This is a genomic window from Echinicola shivajiensis, assembly GCF_018642165.1.
GTDB classification, from domain to species: domain Bacteria; phylum Bacteroidota; class Bacteroidia; order Cytophagales; family Cyclobacteriaceae; genus Echinicola; species Echinicola shivajiensis.
Map to the genome: position 1 here is coordinate 681525 of NZ_JAHHZM010000001.1, position 17115 is coordinate 698639.

General features: G+C 39.8%; 16 protein-coding genes. 9 read left to right on the forward strand and 7 right to left on the reverse strand.

The window, feature by feature from the left end:
* Nucleotides 1-106 precede the first annotated feature (106 nt).
* The 5 genes from KMW37_RS02765 to KMW37_RS02785 all read left to right on the forward strand — a co-directional run bounded on the left by KMW37_RS02765 (nt 107) and on the right by KMW37_RS02785 (nt 4886).
* The gene (locus KMW37_RS02765) at nt 107-655 is read left to right on the forward strand and encodes a cob(I)yrinic acid a,c-diamide adenosyltransferase (protein ID WP_215223062.1); all 549 of its coding nucleotides are present in this window, start codon (nt 107-109) and stop codon (nt 653-655) included.
* A gap of 4 nt (nt 656-659) precedes the next feature.
* Nucleotides 660-1727 (forward strand): branched-chain amino acid aminotransferase, encoded by a 1068-nt coding sequence (locus tag KMW37_RS02770; protein ID WP_215223063.1) that lies wholly within the window; start codon nt 660-662, stop codon nt 1725-1727.
* 121 nt (nt 1728-1848) lie between these two features.
* The gene (locus tag KMW37_RS02775; protein ID WP_246581297.1) at nt 1849-2394 is read left to right on the forward strand and encodes a hypothetical protein; all 546 of its coding nucleotides are present in this window, start codon (nt 1849-1851) and stop codon (nt 2392-2394) included.
* Between the two features lie 121 nt (nt 2395-2515).
* Nucleotides 2516-3617 (forward strand): peptide chain release factor 2 gene (gene prfB, locus KMW37_RS02780; RefSeq protein ID WP_215223064.1). Its coding sequence is split into 2 segments (ribosomal slippage): nt 2516-2575 and nt 2577-3617, totalling 1101 coding nucleotides; the frame shifts between segments, so codons are not numbered across the junction.
* Nucleotides 3618-3695: 78 nt separating this feature from the next.
* Nucleotides 3696-4886, forward strand: coding sequence for an MFS transporter (locus KMW37_RS02785; protein WP_215223065.1), 1191 nt, complete (start codon nt 3696-3698; stop codon nt 4884-4886).
* On the opposite strand, the gene KMW37_RS02790 is transcribed toward KMW37_RS02785, so the two are convergent.
* From KMW37_RS02790 to KMW37_RS02810, 5 genes are all read right to left on the reverse strand, one after another.
* Nucleotides 4861-5433, reverse strand: a complete 573-nt coding sequence (locus KMW37_RS02790; protein ID WP_215223066.1) for an acyl-CoA thioesterase — start codon at nt 5431-5433, stop codon at nt 4861-4863. The two genes, KMW37_RS02785 and KMW37_RS02790, sit on opposite strands and share 26 nt — an antisense overlap.
* Nucleotides 5434-5543: 110 nt before the next feature.
* Nucleotides 5544-6914, reverse strand: coding sequence for an MATE family efflux transporter (locus KMW37_RS02795; protein WP_215223067.1), 1371 nt, complete (start codon nt 6912-6914; stop codon nt 5544-5546).
* Between the two features lie 56 nt (nt 6915-6970).
* Nucleotides 6971-7513, reverse strand: a complete 543-nt coding sequence (locus tag KMW37_RS02800; protein ID WP_215223068.1) for an NUDIX domain-containing protein — start codon at nt 7511-7513, stop codon at nt 6971-6973.
* Nucleotides 7514-7582: 69 nt separating this feature from the next.
* The gene (locus KMW37_RS02805; protein WP_186756194.1) at nt 7583-8065 is read right to left on the reverse strand and encodes an Lrp/AsnC family transcriptional regulator; all 483 of its coding nucleotides are present in this window, start codon (nt 8063-8065) and stop codon (nt 7583-7585) included.
* 211 nt (nt 8066-8276) lie between these two features.
* The gene (locus KMW37_RS02810) at nt 8277-9470 is read right to left on the reverse strand and encodes a tetratricopeptide repeat protein (RefSeq protein WP_215223069.1); all 1194 of its coding nucleotides are present in this window, start codon (nt 9468-9470) and stop codon (nt 8277-8279) included.
* 506 nt (nt 9471-9976) lie between these two features.
* Between KMW37_RS02810 and KMW37_RS02815 the strand changes: the two genes are divergently transcribed.
* Nucleotides 9977-10594, forward strand: coding sequence for a hypothetical protein (locus tag KMW37_RS02815; RefSeq protein WP_215223070.1), 618 nt, complete (start codon nt 9977-9979; stop codon nt 10592-10594).
* A 131-nt stretch (nt 10595-10725) separates the two neighbouring features.
* A complete protein-coding gene (locus tag KMW37_RS02820) occupies nt 10726-13707 on the forward strand; it encodes a glycosyltransferase family 117 protein (protein ID WP_215223071.1) in 2982 nt (993 codons plus the stop codon).
* Between the two features lie 80 nt (nt 13708-13787).
* Here the strand turns inward: KMW37_RS02820 and KMW37_RS02825 are convergent, their stop codons facing one another.
* On the reverse strand, nt 13788-14267 hold the full coding sequence (locus KMW37_RS02825) for a GNAT family N-acetyltransferase (protein ID WP_215223072.1): 480 nt from the start codon (nt 14265-14267) through the stop codon (nt 13788-13790).
* A 12-nt stretch (nt 14268-14279) separates the two neighbouring features.
* Nucleotides 14280-15059, reverse strand: coding sequence for a class I SAM-dependent methyltransferase (locus tag KMW37_RS02830; protein WP_215223073.1), 780 nt, complete (start codon nt 15057-15059; stop codon nt 14280-14282).
* A 49-nt stretch (nt 15060-15108) separates the two neighbouring features.
* Here KMW37_RS02830 and KMW37_RS02835 point away from each other — a divergent pair, with 49 nt between their 5' ends.
* Complete coding sequence (locus KMW37_RS02835) at nt 15109-16356, forward strand: GWxTD domain-containing protein (RefSeq protein WP_246581298.1); 1248 nt, start codon at nt 15109-15111, stop codon at nt 16354-16356.
* Complete coding sequence (rlmB, locus tag KMW37_RS02840) at nt 16329-17111, forward strand: 23S rRNA (guanosine(2251)-2'-O)-methyltransferase RlmB (protein ID WP_215223074.1); 783 nt, start codon at nt 16329-16331, stop codon at nt 17109-17111. The genes KMW37_RS02835 and rlmB overlap by 28 nt, the downstream gene beginning before the upstream one ends.
* Nucleotides 17112-17115 lie beyond the last annotated feature (4 nt).

The window sequence follows — 17115 nt, forward strand, 5'->3', positions numbered from 1 at the left end:
CTTTTCGATTTATTGGTTAGAACAGGTATTCGCAGTGTTTTGTTTTCCCTGTAAAAGAACGGGTTAGCCTGTAAAGTAAAACTATCAAAAGTAAAAGTATATTTAAATGAAAGTTTATACTAAGGGAGGGGACAAAGGACTTACATCCTTACTTGGAGGAAAGCGCGTATCAAAAGCTCATATTAGGATAGAGTCATACGGCACTGTTGATGAGCTTAATGCCTATATAGGTTTACTAAGAGACCAAGAAATCAATCAATCTCGTAGTGAGTTTCTAAAAGAGATTCAAGATAGATTGTTTACCATAGGTGCTGCCTTAGCAACAGAACCTAACAAAAAAGGTGTTAAAAAGCCTGACATACTGGAAGAGGACATCCTTAGATTAGAAAATGAAATCGATAAAATGGAGGAAACCCTACCAGCACTGAAACATTTCATTTTACCTGGAGGGCACACTGTCGTATCATTTTCCCATATAGCCCGTACGGTATGTAGAAGGGCAGAAAGAAATGTGATCGCATTAATGGAGGTTGAGCCAGTTGAAGAAGTAATAATTAAATATTTAAATAGACTTTCCGATTATCTATTCGTTATAGGAAGAGTTATTTCTCAGGAATTAGAAGTAGGAGAAGTTACGTGGGAACCTAGAGTTTAAAACCATGAACAAGACAATTGACATCCAAATTACGAAAACAAACGATTCAAAATTAGCCGGGACTAACTTTGAAAATCTTTCATTCGGTCAGATAATGAGCGACCATATGTTTGTGGCTGATTATGTAGATGGTGAGTGGAAGAACTTCAGCATCGAACCTTATGCTCCACTTGAACTCAATCCAGCGAATGCTACCCTACATTATGGACAATCCGTCTTTGAAGGATTAAAGGCCTACAAAAACGAAAATGATGAAATCCTACTATTCAGAGCTGACGCCAACCAAAGAAGGCTAAATGAGTCTGCAAAAAGAATGTGTATACCTGAGCTTCCAGAAGAGATTTTCATGGAAGGACTTAGAGAACTTCTTGAAGTAGACAGAGACTGGGTTCCTGACCAAGCGGGATGCTCTTTATATATTAGACCGTTTATTTTTGCCACGGATGATTACTTAGGTATCAGACCGTCCAAAACTTACAAATTCATGATTTTCACTTGTCCGGTTGGTCATTATTATGCCAAACCTGTATCTGTGAAAGTGGAGACAAAATACACCAGAGCTGCTGAGGGTGGAACTGGTCAAGCAAAAGCCGCCGGGAATTATGCTGGTTCTCTTTACCCTGCCCTATTGGCCCAAGAGCAAGGCTATGATCAATTACTGTGGACAGACGGCAAGAATCATGAAAACATTGAAGAGAGTGGAACAATGAACGTGATGTTCATTATTAACGATATATTGATCACAGCTCCTACCACAAAAGGGACCATTTTGAAAGGAATCACCAGGGATTCAGTTCTGACCTTGGCAAATGAAATGGGGCTGAAAGTAGAGGAGAGATTTCTTTCTACTACTGAGTTAAAAGAGGCATTGGAAACCAACAAGCTTCAAGAGGCCTTTGGCACTGGAACTGCTGCAACCATTGCTCATATTGACAGAATCCATGTAGGTGGTCAAGATTATATTTTGCCGGAGAAACCTGCTACAGCATTCTCCCATAAAGTATTGGAAACGCTAGATGCTTTAAAATACGGAAGGATAGCAGACACCCACGGTTGGATCATTAAAGTTTAAAAAACAACCATTTTCAAAAGGCTTTCTTCAGAATGGGGAAAGCCTTTTATATTATCTTGCTACTTTAATAGAAATGGTAAAAACGCATCCCAACTATTAAAGGCTGATTATTATTTTTAGTATGATGAAAAAGTCCCACTACGCCTCCATATGTTTATTGATTCTTTTTTACTTAAGTCTAGGCCTTGGGCAAAGTGAAGCCCAACGTTATTTGATTTTACAAAAAGGAGGCAAGCAAAAATCCAGAATTGTATACAATGAGGGTGATCCGATCACCTACAAACCAAAAGGAGTCGGCTACTTCATGGATGATAGAATCACCGAAATCACAAGGGATTTTGTTGTATTAAGCGAAAACATCATCAGGCCAGAAAACATTGAAGTCGTGGATGTTCGATATACTGATGAAAGAAATAGGACTATTAAAGCGTTAAGCACCTTGACGGCAGCTGCGGCAGGTCTTTTGCTCACTGCTGAAACCATCAACAGTCTTTATCAGGAAGGAAGCTTGAGCTACTCCAAAGGGGGCTTAATCATATCAGGCGCCCTTTTGGCCAGTAGTTTCATTCTCTCCAAGCTCAAAAAGAAGTACTTTAAAAATGAGGGCCGGAACAAAATCCAAATCATCTATTTAGATATCGACAACCCAGACCCAATTGATCAATAAGGCTTTAATAGCTTTAAACATGATTGGCAAAGAAACCTAAATAGTACCTTGATTAGGGATTAGGTAAACCCATAAAATTTACCGAAATTCGCATTTCAAAATAAATTTAAACCAATATTTTATGACATCAGACCAGTTGAAAGACTTGAAGGCGCGTATCACGGCCTTAAGGAGGTATCTTTGACTACGATCGTAAGAAAGCAGAAATAGAAGATTTCGAGGCAGTATCTGCCCAACCTGATTTTTGGAACGACCCTACTGAGGCCGAAAAAACCATGAAGCAAATCCAATCCAGAAAAGCCTGGACCTCCGCCTATGAAAAAGCGGAGACCCTCGTCACGGATTTAGAGGTATTGCATGAGTTCTATACGGCTGGAGATGTGGAAGAGGAAGAAATCAAAAGGGACTATCAAAAAGCCCTTGATGAGATAGAAGACCTAGAGCTCAAAAAAATGCTTAGCGGTGAAGAAGACCAGCTTAGCGCCCTAATGGAAATCAACCCGGGAGCGGGTGGCACAGAGAGTAATGACTGGGCCTCCATACTTATGAGGATGTATATCATGTGGGGAGAGAAGAACGGTTATAAGGTCAAAGAAGTTGATCTGCAAGAAGGTGAAGTAGCAGGAATCAAATCCGTTACCCTTGAGTTTGAAGGTCCATTGGCGTATGGATTCTTGAAATCGGAAATTGGGGTCCATCGACTTGTAAGGATTTCTCCCTTTGACAGTGGGGGCAGGCGTCACACTTCATTCGCCTCCGTTTATGTTTACCCTGTGGTAGATGATTCCATTGAAATAGACATCAACCCATCTGATATTGAATTACACACTTCCAGATCTGGAGGTGCAGGTGGCCAGAACGTCAACAAAGTGGAAACCAAGGTTCAGCTCACTCACAAACCTACCGGTATAGTAGTAGTGTGTCAGATCGAACGCTCTCAGCTTGCCAATAGGGAAAAGGCAATGCAAATGCTTAAATCCCGTCTTTATCAATTGGAGATGGAAAAACGCAATGCTGAAAGAGCAAAAATCGAGGCTGGAAAAATGAAAATTGATTTTGGATCCCAAATCCGAAACTATGTACTACATCCTTATAAACTGATCAAGGATGCCCGTACAGGTCATGAAACCTCAGATGTCCAATCCGTACTGGATGGAGGTCTAAATGAATTCATCAAAGCTTATCTTTTAGCCCAAAGTGAAGAAGAGGCCAGTGACAATTAATATCATTCTATCATCAAATGATTTGAAAGCGCACCGGTTGTATACTGGTGTGCTTTTCTATTTATTGCCCTTGCTCTAATGATAACAAGAAAATTCATCCCTCCATTTTTCACCTTACAGTTCTTGCAGCTCTGCTTAAGCTCATTCATGTTTTTTGCAAGCTTCAACATGGTTATTCCAGAGCTTCCAGAATACCTTAGCAGCTTGGGAGGAGAAGAATACAAAGGGCTGATTATTTCATTATTTACACTGACAGCAGGATTGTCCAGACCTTTTAGCGGCAAACTTGCCGACAAGATCGGCAGGGTTCCTGTAATGATCTTTGGAGCTGCTGTATGTTTCGTAGTCAGCTTACTCTACCCTTTGATCAGTAGTGTGGCAGGCTTTCTTCTGTTAAGGTTTTTTCATGGATTTAGCACGGGATTCACCCCTACCGGCATTGCAGCCTATGTAGCCGACATTGTCCCTTTTAATAGACGTGGAGAAGCCATGGGGCTACAATCGCTTTTCAGTTCCTTGGGAATGGCCGCAGGTCCAGCCTTTGGAGGTCTTATTGGTGAAATCTATGGTATTACCCCACTCTTCTACTGCTCATCAGCAGTAGCTACCATATCTATTTTATTATTGATCAAGCTAAAAGAAACTATCCCCCACAAGGAAAAATTGCAGCTTGAACATATTTACCTGAAGAAAAATGAGATACTGGAAAAAAGGGTGTTCCCTCCCACATTTGTATTGTTCTTCAGCTACCTTTCTTTTGGCATTGTACTGACCATCATACCTGATTTCTCAGCTTACCTCGAAATTCAAAACAAAGGCATTTTCTTTGCAGTATTCACCCTCAGCTCATTAGTTATCAGACTACTAGCAGGAAGAGCCTCTGACAAATACGGCAGAATCCCCGTATTGAAACTAGCTACTCTCTGCCTGGCATCAGCCATGACAGCCATTTCTTTCAGTAACTCCAGCGAAATGCTTTTATTTTCCGGTATCCTCTTTGGTTTTGCTATAGGCATGACCTCCCCGACCATTGCAGCCTGGACCATTGACCTTTCGCTGCCTGACTACAGAGGCCGGGCATTAGCAACCATGTATATTGCATTGGAGGCAGGCATTGGTATAGGCGCATTGGCATCTGGCTGGATCTATGCCAATAAAAGCGAAAACTTCCCTGAAGTATTTATGATAGGCACTGCCGGAGCAATCATTGCACTTCTCTTCTTACTAATCAGAAAACCTGACATCAAACCTGACCAGCAACCTGGTTAATGCATCTTTGGTCTTTGAGCAAGGCATTTATATCCTGCTTATCCCAATTTGCCTTAATTTCACTGAGATTGGTTTCATAATTTTGCTTGAACTTGCGCCTGTAGATAGCTTCTACAAACCGTCTGACATCGGTAGGTGTTTCCAAAATAAGTTTAGGCACTTTGCAAGGCTTATCATCCTCACCTTTTGCCACCATAGTAAAATAACAGGTATTGGTATGCTTGATTTTTCCAGTCTTAACATCCTCGGAAATCACTTTAATACCAACAATCATCGAACTGTTTCCCACATAATTAACAGAAGCTTTTAAAGAAACCAACTCACCAACTTCTACTGGCTGTAAAAAATCAACTGTATCCACCGAAACAGTTACACAATAGCCACCGCTATGTTTACTGGCTGTAACATAGGCCACTTTATCCATTAATGAAAGTAATATTCCTCCGTGTATTTTACCACCGAAATTGGCATATGAAGGAATCATCAATTCTGTTATGGTGGTTCTGGAAAAGGCTGAAGTTCGGGCCATTTCTTGCATTGTACTCATGGTTGGTTGGGTTATAAACAAATAATAATGTCGTGAATATAAAACAAAACAGCGGTACTCTCCATTCTAACCCAATTTTATATTCAAATATTCAAGCCCTGAAACAAGCTTTATGCCTTTTGAGCCATTTTCTTTTGCTGATACAACAATCTTAAGCTCAACTTATTGAATCTTGACAACAGTAAAGCCCCTGTAATGGTCAATCCTATCAAAAGGCCAAACCATACACCTCTCTCCGCCAGCCCCCAATGAAAGGCTAACAAATATCCTAGAGGCAATGCGATCACCCAATAAGCTATCAATGTAAAAATTGTGGGCACTTTTACATCTGCCATACCCCTAAGTGCCCCTAAGCCTACCACCTGAATCCCATCAGATAGCTGAAACAAACCTGCAATAATCAATAAGCTAGCTGTGACCTCTACAACCTGTACATCATCTATGTACAAAAGCGGAAGATAGTTCCTTAATGATATAAAGAGAATGGCAAAAACACTCATAAATATTACTACCATCCCAAAAATAGTAAACCCAGCTTCGCGAAGGGTTTTAATATCTTTTCTTCCCAACTGATTCCCCACCCTGACTGTTGCAGCTGCAGAAAGCCCAGAAGCCATCATATAGCTTATTGAAGCTAAATTAATAGCAATTTGATGGGACGCTAAGGCATTTACACCTATCCAGCCCATCATTATAGCAGCCGCACTAAAAGCCCCTACTTCAAAGACAAATTGAAAACCTGTGGGCAAGCCCAGTTTCAACATCTTTGAGAACATAGGGAAATATAATTTTCTAAAATTGAACTTAATATGATAAGCTTTGAATCGCTTGGAGTACCAGACAAAATACCACATGATCAATAGCATCAACACCCTAGAAATCAAAGTAGCCCAACCTGCCCCATTTAACCCCATGGCAGGAAAACCTAGATTGCCATAAATCAACAACCAATTCAATCCAACATTAATAAGATTACAAAAAACCGTAATCATCATTGCTTGCTTTGTCTGACTGAGTCCTTCAGCAAATTGACGGAAAGTCTGGAAAAACATCAGTGGAATCAAAGACATACTGATAATCCCCAAAAAGGGAATTCCAAGCTCCACCACTTCTTCTGGCTGCTCCATATGGTACAATAATGGTGCGGCCATCACAATCACCAAAAAAAGAAATATCCCAGTAAAACCATTGATGGCAAACCCATGGTTAAAGATTCTTGTGATCATCCTTGGTTTCCCTTCCCCATCCGCTGCTGCCACTAAGGGAGTAATAGCCATGGAAACACCGGTACCAAACATCATGATCACAAAGAATATACTATTTGCCAATGAGGCTGCAGCCAATGGAACCGCACCTAGGCGCCCAACCATCACGCTGTCTGCTACACCTACCATTACCTGACCAAGCTGACTTAGCATTACTGGATAAGCCAAATAATAGGTTCTTGAAAAATGTTCTTTAAAATTTAATCGCCTCAGCATAATTGGCATTCTTTTCTTAATGCACCTAACCACCTCTTCGGGTTAATACAAAATAATTACACACCTAGCATTCTAGCCACCTTAAGCAAGACTGCCGCACTGATCACATCAGTTATTTCTCCACACATCACCATTTCCAAGGCTTCCTTGAGCGGCAACTTCTTAACTTGAATATCTTCAGTATCCTCATGTTCGGTTTCTCCCAAACTCAAATCCTCAGCCAAGAAAGCAAAGCCCTCCTCATCAGTAACTGAATTCGATGTATGAAACCGCATCACCTCAGTCCACTTTTCAGCGTTTAGCCCTGTCTCCTCTCTTAATTCCCGCTTGGCACTATCCAACAAGCCCTCACCTATCGGCCCTCCTCCTTCTGGAATTTCCCAGCTATACTCATCTATGGTATACCTGTATTGACCAACCAACCAGGTATTTAATCCTTTGTCCACAGGAACAATAGCCATACACTTGTTCTTGAATTTCACTTTCCCATAAAGCCCATCACTACCACCAGGAGTAACCACCTCATGTTCTTCCAACTCAATCCAGGGATTGGAATATATAGTCTTTTTACTTTTTGTTTTCCAGGGATTTCCTTCCATAACTGTAAAGATCAATCAAAAAAAAAGGGTGACCAAAAAGCCACCCTCTAATATCATTAATATTTTATCTTACATAGGGATTGGCAAAACTTTGCTGTCCTTGAAGGTAGAAAGGATAACCATAGATTGCATAGAATCCACTTCCTTGATCTCACTCACCTTCTCCAACATCAATTTCTGATAAGAAGTGATATCTTTAGAAATAATCTTTAAGATAAAATCACCTGTACCAGTAATATGATGACACTCGATCACTTCTGGAACCGCATCGATTTCCTTCATAAAGGCATCAATATTAGCTTTATTATGACCAATCAAGCTAACCAAAACAAAAGTACTTACACCCAAACCTATTCTTTCGGGATCAAGCTTAGCATGGTAACTTTTGATAATTCCAGACTGCTCCAATTTTTTTACACGCTCCAAAGTAGGAGCCGGAGATAAACCAATATCCTTAGAAAGTTGAGCATTGGTAATTTTCGCATTTGCCTGGAGTATTTCTAGGATTTTGCGGTCAATTTTGTCGAATTTTACTTTTATGCTATTATCCATATTCTATAGTATTTGCAGAATTTTATGTCGTGCAAAGGTAATATATTTTCAGATTATTTTAAAACAATTCACTACAAAAAACGATAGTGAATGCAAAATATTGTTAATTCTTCCTCTAAATATTTAAAACTTTTCCACTGATTAACAATATTAAATAATGAATTTTCAAATTATCTCCTGATTAACACAATAGAGAACGACCAATCTTTATTTAAAGTTTATTCTTTTTCAAAAAATCTCTGGCTTCCTTATGAACGGGATGTTTTCTTTTAGCATATTTCTTCACTTTTTTGAGGTATTCTTTTGCCTCTTCCTCATTATTTTGCTTGGCAGAAATTTTTCCCAAATTCAATAAGGCATACAGATAATATCCACTTTCCTGATTTTCGGACTCCTCCCCAAACTCAGCAGTTTTGATATAATACTTTTTCGCCTCATTTAGCCTATTATTCTTATGGTAGAATTGGGCGACAAAAAAAGCCGCATACCTTCCACTATTTGCCTCATAGCCTGTTTTGCCATTCTCAATAGCTTCCAGGATTTCCTCAGAAACCTCTTTGGCTTCCGCCTCCCTGCCCAAAGCGTAAAGCTGCCTTGCATAAAACCTATGGAAATAAGGATTGTGGGGATATTTATTATGCAAATAGTCTGTTATCTGGAGTGCGTCAAATGGTCGTTTTTCCTCAGATGCATATAACCTGAAAAGAAAATATTGTGCCTCAACTCTCGCATAGAAGGAATTTTTGGCCACTTCCTCCAACTGACGAAGCCCCAGTGCCTTGTCCCCTTTGGGAAACAGGGACATCACAGGCCTAAGCAAAGGGTAGTTTTCAGGAATCCAAACGGAGAAGTAATTATACAAAGCATCACCTAACAACAGCTCCGGACTAAGCTCTTCCTCTCCTTTGCTCATTTCCATATACTTCAGTGCATTCTTACCTGCAAAAGCAGTGGCCGTCCAGCTTTCGCGCTCACTTAACAAACGCCCCTTGAAACCATAAGCAGCTGCAAGAAAAAATGTAGCCTCTTTATTGCCTGCATCCTCTTCCAACAAATCCTCCGCTTTCGCTATGGTTTCATCCATAAACTTAAAGAAAAGGTCATCGTACTGCTTATTTTCAGTATCCGGTATAATCTTCCACCATTGGCTTAGCCCCATCAAAAAGTAAGGCAGCGGATGGTTGGGGTAATTATAACTCATTACAGCAAACCCCCTCTCGGCTGTTTCAAAGTCGAAATCATACATACTATTGATCGCCTCTGTGATACGAAATTGCAGCCCCTTGTTAAGCAAAAGATACTCTTGATTTCCTTTTAGCCCTGTGGAATCAGCAGGAATCTGCCCACCATAGGCTACAGTGGTAAGAAAGACCAAAACAATTAAAAGGTATTTACTGAATTGCATATATATTTTTTTCCAAAATTACGATGAATTCCCTGCATTCAAGAATTAATTCTGCTGAATCCACGTAATTTCGTTCATGTATAACGGAAGTCTCTTTACCAGATTATTTCCTTTTGGAATTATTTTCCAAAATTTTCAGGATTCAGGAGAGAACGCAATATGTCCTCACATAGTTTCGTTTCCTTGAACTTTTAACAAAAAAATTTCGATATGCTTAAGCCAAGTTAGCCACCATAAGATCAACCACTTAAAAAAATACAGATTGTTTAAAATCACACTAAAACATTTCCTGCAACAAGAAAATTACTAGATGAAATAATATCTAGCATCAATTTTGTTTAACTAAGCGCCAAGTTTTTTGATTAGATAATTAGTTAAAGGCTAAAATCAGTTTTTTTCGGTCAAAAACCCCTTTTAATGGGGGTTAAATTTTTAAAACTGCGATAAATCCTGTAATCTCGTAATATAAAAGGAACCAACTAAAATAATACAAACCACATATTAAAATGAAGAGAATCAGCATCATAGCACTTTTCACTTATATCACCCTATCCTTTACCACTTATGCTCAAAATACACCTGAGCAGGTTGAAGATAGCAGATCCCTGAATGGTGGTACAATTGAAAGCCAATTTGATTACCTAAATTCCATCTCAAACAATTACCAAGAATATAAGGTAGTCAAAAAGACTAATCTGGAAAAAATCAAATCTAACATTCTGGATTCGCTAAGTGTGTTCAAGGATCAAATCATTGAAAAAAACGTAAAAATCAATGATCAAAAGTCCAAAATCGAAGAATTGAATACCGGTATTGAAAATGCTCAACTGGAACTTACAGCAGCCCTAGAAAGCAAAGACAGCTTTTCAATTTTAGGCCTACAGGTATATAAAACTACCTATAGTACAATTATGTGGGGAACCATTATCATATTGGCTTTGGCTTTGGCATTCTTTGTCTTTAAATTTTCCAGAAGTCATAAAGTGATTTCTAATACTCAAAAAGATTTATTGGAAATCAAAGAAGAATTCGAAAACCATAGAAAGAATACCCTTGATAGAGAGCGTAAACTAAAAAGACAATTGGTTGACGAAATGAACAAAAAACAGGGTATTTCCTCTTAAAATCTACTTAAGGGGGATTTCCCCCTTTCCCTTTTCCCGCATTACCCGCTCATTTTTTTAAAATTGGTTAATTTCCCCTTATTTCCTGAATTATTTTTTATTTTCGCCATTCACATCAGTGTAAATTTAACATGATCAATTACAAAAAAGTCAATGACCTTACGGGGTGGATTGTATTTTTATTAGCCACGCTAGTTTATTTACTTACTATTGAGGAAACTGCGAGTTTTTGGGATCCGGGAGAATTTATCGCCGTATCATACAAACTACAAGTGCCACACCCTCCAGGAGCACCATTTTTCCTATTGATCTATCGCATGTTTGGGTTCCTTGCCTTTGGTGATGGACTCAGCGTAGCTTACTGGATGAACGTGGGGAGTGCCTTATTTTCCGGCTTTACCATACTTTTTCTTTTTTGGTCTATCACGCTGCTTGGACGCAAATTATTCAAACTTGAAAAAGGAAAAGAAAGTAAGGGGCACACCATAGCCATTATGGGAGCTGGGATCATTGGTTCATTGGTCTATACCTTCTCTGACAGCTTCTGGTTTTCTGCTGTTGAAGCGGAAGTTTACGCGATGTCTTCATTTTTTACCGCTATCGTCATTTGGGCATTCTTGAAATGGGATGTGATTGAAAATCCGAAAGACGAAAATCGTTATATGATTTTCATCGCCTACTTAGTAGGACTTTCCATAGGTGTTCACTTGCTTAACCTAGTCACCCTGCCTGCATTGGCCTTGGTGGTATATTTCAAAAAATTCAAGTCTCCGAATCTAAAAGGAGCCATTATTGCTTTTTTACTTGGTGGAGTAGCCTTAGTAATCATCAACAACATTATTATCCCAGGATTGCCTAGTATCGCTGGCTCTTTGGAAATCTTCTTTGTCAATAACATAGGGCTCCCATTTGGTTCAGGTATCATCTTCTTTGTAATTATTTTCCTTGGCGCACTTATCGCCGCTTTGATTTATTCTATCAAATCAAAGCAAGCCATATTAAATACAATATTACTTTCACTTACCTTTATTTTGATAGGTTATGGATCCTATGCTTTAATTGTAGTTCGTGCCAACGCTGATCCTATAATCAGTGAAAATGCCCCCAAAGATGTCATAAGCTTTGTAAGTTATCTGAAAAGAGAGCAATACGGCTATAGACCATTAATGCACGGACAGTACTTTACAGCTGAAGTCGTTGATCAAAAAGAAGGGGATCCTGTTTATGTCAAAGGAGAAGACAAATATGAGGTCGTTGACTATGGAATTGTCAATGAATACGATCCGGAAAAAACGACTATTCTCCCTAGAATTTATTCCACCCAGCCTAACCACAAACGCATCTATATGTCCAAGTTGGGCTTAAGAGAAGGTGAAGAACCTACCTTTGCGGACAATATCTATTTTATGTTCTCCCACCAGCTGGGGCATATGTATTGGAGATATTTTATGTGGAATTTCTCAGGCAGGGAAAGTGATTATTCAGATGCTCCGGCAATGACCTTCTTTTCAACCTTTGAAGATTTCCCTAAATATATCACAGAAAATAAGGCCCACAATAATTACCTGATGCTTCCATTATTATTGGGCATTATTGGCTTATTCTTCCAGGCCAAATATGATCAAAAATCCTTCTGGGTCACCATGATGTTATTCTTGATGATGGGGGTAGTACTGGTACTCTACCTGAATTCCCCTCCTGTGGAGCCAAGAGAAAGGGATTATATTTATGTAGGTTCATTTTATGCCTTTGCCATTTGGGTAGGTCTCGGCGTATTGGCCATTGCCCATGCCATCGCGAAAGTCAACAAAAACTTTGCTGTCGCCTCTATCATGGCCACCTTGATCGCATTCCCTGTCCCTATGCTTATGGCCAACCAAAACTGGGATGACCATAATCGTTCTGACAGATACTTCTCAGTCGATTCAGCTAGAAACTTCTTAGCATCCTGTGAAGAAAATGCCATCCTATTTACCGGTGGGGATAATGACACTTTCCCGCTATGGTATGTGCAAGAGGTAGAAGGCTTCAGAACTGATGTTCGGGTGATCGTCTTGAGTTATTTCGACACTGATTGGTATGTGGAGCAAATGACTCGGCCTGTTAACAAATCAGCAGCCCTACCATTCTCATTGGAGAAAAAGAACTTTAAGAAAGGAACCAACGACGTATTGTATGTAAATGAAAGACAAGGTCTCAATGCAATCTCAGCCAAAGAATACTTGAGACTTTTGAAAAATGAAAGTGACCTTCTTAAAATCAACTCAAGCTTTTCAACTCCTGTTTACCAAGTTCCGTCTAAAAACTTGATTCTGGAAGTTGACTCTGCGGCAGTTATCAAGCAGGGAATCATTCCAGAGGGAATGGAAAATCTAGTATTGAGCCAGATGAACCTTAGGGTTAAAGGTAGGTACCTGACCAAGGGCAACCTTATGCTTCTAGATCTAATTACCACCAACAACTGGGAAAGGCCTATCTATTTTAATAACACCTCCCTCTCTTCTATAGGTTTTGACCTCAAAAATAATGTGGTAATGGAAGGCCTGACCTACCGTTTACTGCCTATTTATAAACCTGAATCAGTAGATGAGTTTTTGGTCAATACGGATCTTGCCTACAAAAATGTCATGGAGAAGTTTGCTTACAGAGGCATGGACAATCCAGACAATTACTTCGATGAAGAATATAGAAGGTTCACCTCCAACCACAGAAGTGCCCTTAACACCATTACAGGTGCTTTATTGAGTGAAGGTGACTTGGAAAGAGCGGCAGATATTCAAAAACTGAGCTTGGAAAAATTCCCTAACGAGGCAGTCCCATATGACCTCGCCAATGGTCAATCGGTGATATACCTTTTCGAGATGGGTGAAGATGACCTTGCCTTGGACATCATTGAAAAGCTCTCTGAAAAATCCTTTGAAACCCTTAAATTCTATAGGGACAAAGGAAGAGAAATGGACCGTGACGCCATGATTTCCTTGGAAATGATGCGTTATTTCGTACCGCTACTGCAAGAAAGAGGTTATGATGAACTGGCCACCAAAATCCAAAACAACTTGGATATTGTCCTCGGTCCATCGGGAACTCCTGGATTATTAAATAATACTAAATAAAAAAGCGGCTTAGGCCGCTTTTTTATTTTCATACAATATCTTTTCCCTTATTTTTTGACATAACCTTCAACTCCTAGCGGTCATGCCTGCTTAGGAGCAAATCCATTGGGATCTATTTCATCCTTCAATTCCATATGCAATATAGGATAGGGTTTCCCCATAGGATCAAATTCGGACCTACTGACCACTTCAAAACCTAAGTGGAGGTAAAAACCAACAGCCGGCCCATTATCCTCATTAACATCCACCTTATAAGACTGAAGTTCTTTGATAGCGTGGTGCATTAGCTGTTTACCTATACCATTCCCCATAGCATTGGGATGGACAAAAAGCATTTCCACCTTATTATCCGCCACACCAATAAAGCCTAACGGAATGCCATTTTCATCCCGAACACAGGCAAGGTTCACCAGTCCAAGGTATTGGTTCAAAATCAAGGGCTTGAAATATTCAATATCCCCGGCCTGCAAAAAATCATGGGTAGCACGCACTGAAGCCTCCCAAACTTCCACCAAAAGGGGGAATTCTGAAGGGTCTACCTGATCAATCGAATAGTCCATTCCTGTTATCTGTCAACCTTTCTTTTCCAAAATATAAAACAAATCCAATCCTTTATCCGGATGGTTCTCCACTAAAAAATCTTCATGGCTAATATTGGTCACTGATTCTCCACCTTGTTTATGAAGCTTATTTCTGTTCATTCTATTTAGAATTTCATAAGGCATTCTCAGTATTGAAGCGGGCAATTTATGCTGAAGATCAAAAATATCGAAACGCATGATTTTCTGAACTGACTTCCTATTGGCTTCATGGTATTCCCAAACCTTTTCATTTCCACCGATACCCTTGGCATCCACTACATCAAAAATCCCCTCACAAAGGTTGATCAACTGACTGCCAGTATACTCTCTGATATGCCATGGATTTCGACTCAAAGTATGACGGATATTAGGGGTAGAAATAATGGCCTTCCCTCCTGGCTTGAGCACCCTGTAGATTTCCTCCAAAAACAGTCGGTCATCCTCAATATGCTCGATCACCTGAAAACTCACCACAGTATCATAAGTGCCTGAAGTCACCGTGCTCAAAGGAGGAATCACTGCTTGTTCAAAAACCACATCTGGATACTTTTGTTGAAGTTTTTCTATTACCTCTCCGATTTTGTCCAAACCATGATAAGAGGCCACATTTTCTCTGAGCACCTCCACTCCTCTTCCTTCGCCACAGCCTATTTCCAGCAAATCTCCACTTACTAAGGGTTTGGCGGCAATGTATGCCTTTAATAAACGTTGATGAATAGGGTTGTCACTGACCAACTTATCAGAGGCAATTTCCGTTGTATAGGTAGCCATTTAAAATTTTATTATTTTCAACAAAAATAAGGTTAATTTTTAAAACCGGATGATGATAAAGATAAAGACACTAAATTTTAAACTTCTAGGTGCTCTTGCCCTGATCTTGTTATGCTCTTGGACAGCCAAAGCCCAAAGCAGTCTAAAAAACATTGATCAAAACCTTCGATACTCACGATATTCCCGAATGTCCCCAAAGATTATTCCCATAAAAATCTCTGAACGGGAATTCAAGCTTCAAATGCCCATAGAAAAAATTGAGGAAGACCCCAGTTTTGAGGATTATGTTTTTTCGTATGTTATCGTTAAGGATTTCGATGAAGAAATCAATGAGAACAATATTGTCCCACTGACCTCTTCCGACCTGAAATACAATACAGACAGGCATTTCTATTTCGAAAAAGTGGTAAGTATTCCAGAGAACCAAGAAGAAGCTTATGCAGTGATCATCTGCAAGGATATGAGACAAGGTGATCAGTATGTTTACCACACGGATCTAATCAGCCCCTTTGTCGCTGAAATCCCCAATTTTGGTGCCTATTACGAAAATGACATCCCTTTTGACCAAAACTTCATCAACAAAGAGGAAGCTTTGATTTTCAAGAGTAATCAAACTTTAAGTCTTTTCAGCTTTTATTATCCCCGGGATTTTGATATCCCTCTGCCTCCAATGGAAACTCGTCCTGCGCCAGTGCCTAAGGACATAAGGGTGGTCAATAATGGAGATTTCCTTATCAATGTACCTCAACCATTCAATAATGATGGATATTACTTTATCCAGTCTGACACCTCAGGACAAACAGGTTTTATGGTAAAAACCACCTCTGAGGCTTTCCCAAGAGTATCCAGCTATAACGAGATGGTAGATATGCTGGTATACATTTCAACTAGGAGCGAACATGAAGCCTTAAGAGAAGCTTCTGACAAGAAAAAAGCCTTGGATGAATACTGGCTGAACCTAACCAAAGACACCGAAAAAGCGCAGGGCATCATCAGGGAGTACTTTAGGCAGATTGAATTCGCCAATATACTTTTTACTGATTTTAAGGATGGATGGAAAACTGATAGAGGCATGATCTACACCATCATGGGACCGCCGACAGACGTTTTCTTTGACAAGGACAAGGAGGTTTGGATTTACGACAAATTGGGAAGTAATTCAAAAATTAGGTTTACCTTTGCACGCGTAAAAAATATTTTCACACCGAATTATTACAAGCTGAACCGATCAAGGTCTTATCAGCCTGAATGGTTCCAAAGTATTACATTATGGAGAAGCGGAAAGATGGCTTTTTGATTGAAAAAGGAGCTCACGAGAAAGACTTTATTTTTGGTACCAGAGCGGTAATGGAAGCACTTCATGCCCAAAAAGACATTGACAAGATCTTGGTCAATAAGGAGCTGAACAATGATCTTATCAAAGAACTATTGAGCCTTGCCAAACAAGAAAGGGTTCCGGTAGTAAGGGTTCCTGAAGCCAAACTCAACAGAATCACCCGTAAAAACCACCAAGGTGTAGTGGCCCATATGTCTGCCATCCAGTATGCCTCCATGGACAATGTAATCGAAGAATGTTTCTCCAAAGGCATAGATCCAATGATCTTGGTTCTGGACAGGATTACGGATGTCAGAAATTTTGGAGCTATTGCCAGAACAGCAGAATGTGCGGGCGTACATGCCATTCTTATTCCGGAAAAGGGAGCTGCTCAAATCAACTCCGATGCCGTAAAGACTTCTGCTGGGGCACTTAATTTCCTTCCTGTTTGTAGGGCCAAAAACTTGTTTTTTGCTGTCAAAGAGCTGAAGCGAATGGGGCTAAACATCGTCAGTTGTACAGAAAAGACAGAAAGGGATATGTATCAGGCTGACTTTACTGTTCCCACAGCACTTATCATGGGTTCAGAAGAAGATGGCATTTCTGATGAGCTAATGCAGCTTAGTGACGAATTTGTAAGAATCCCTATGGGAGGAAATATAGAAAGTCTTAATGTTTCTGTGGCTTGCGGAGTAATGATTTACGAAGCGATTAGGCAAAGAAAGACTTCAAAATAAAAAT

Bases quoted from the DNA above. Each gene is read 5' to 3' on its own strand.
- KMW37_RS02810 (WP_215223069.1), bottom strand. From the start codon at position 9,470: ATGCAATTCAGTAAATACCTTTTAATTGTTTTGGTCTTTCTTACCACT.
- KMW37_RS02830 (WP_215223073.1), bottom strand. From the start codon at position 15,059: ATGGCTACCTATACAACGGAAATTGCCTCTGATAAGTTGGTCAGTGAC.
- KMW37_RS02775 (WP_246581297.1), top strand. From the start codon at position 1,849: ATGATGAAAAAGTCCCACTACGCCTCCATATGTTTATTGATTCTTTTT.
- KMW37_RS02815 (WP_215223070.1), top strand. From the start codon at position 9,977: ATGAAGAGAATCAGCATCATAGCACTTTTCACTTATATCACCCTATCC.
- KMW37_RS02770 (WP_215223063.1), top strand. From the start codon at position 660: ATGAACAAGACAATTGACATCCAAATTACGAAAACAAACGATTCAAAA.
- KMW37_RS02765 (WP_215223062.1), top strand. From the start codon at position 107: ATGAAAGTTTATACTAAGGGAGGGGACAAAGGACTTACATCCTTACTT.
- KMW37_RS02800 (WP_215223068.1), bottom strand. From the start codon at position 7,513: ATGGAAGGAAATCCCTGGAAAACAAAAAGTAAAAAGACTATATATTCC.
- KMW37_RS02835 (WP_246581298.1), top strand. From the start codon at position 15,109: ATGATGATAAAGATAAAGACACTAAATTTTAAACTTCTAGGTGCTCTT.
- KMW37_RS02795 (WP_215223067.1), bottom strand. From the start codon at position 6,914: ATGCTGAGGCGATTAAATTTTAAAGAACATTTTTCAAGAACCTATTAT.
- KMW37_RS02820 (WP_215223071.1), top strand. From the start codon at position 10,726: ATGATCAATTACAAAAAAGTCAATGACCTTACGGGGTGGATTGTATTT.
- KMW37_RS02790 (WP_215223066.1), bottom strand. From the start codon at position 5,433: ATGAGTACAATGCAAGAAATGGCCCGAACTTCAGCCTTTTCCAGAACC.
- rlmB (WP_215223074.1), top strand. From the start codon at position 16,329: ATGGAGAAGCGGAAAGATGGCTTTTTGATTGAAAAAGGAGCTCACGAG.
- KMW37_RS02785 (WP_215223065.1), top strand. From the start codon at position 3,696: ATGATAACAAGAAAATTCATCCCTCCATTTTTCACCTTACAGTTCTTG.
- KMW37_RS02805 (WP_186756194.1), bottom strand. From the start codon at position 8,065: ATGGATAATAGCATAAAAGTAAAATTCGACAAAATTGACCGCAAAATC.
- KMW37_RS02825 (WP_215223072.1), bottom strand. From the start codon at position 14,267: ATGGACTATTCGATTGATCAGGTAGACCCTTCAGAATTCCCCCTTTTG.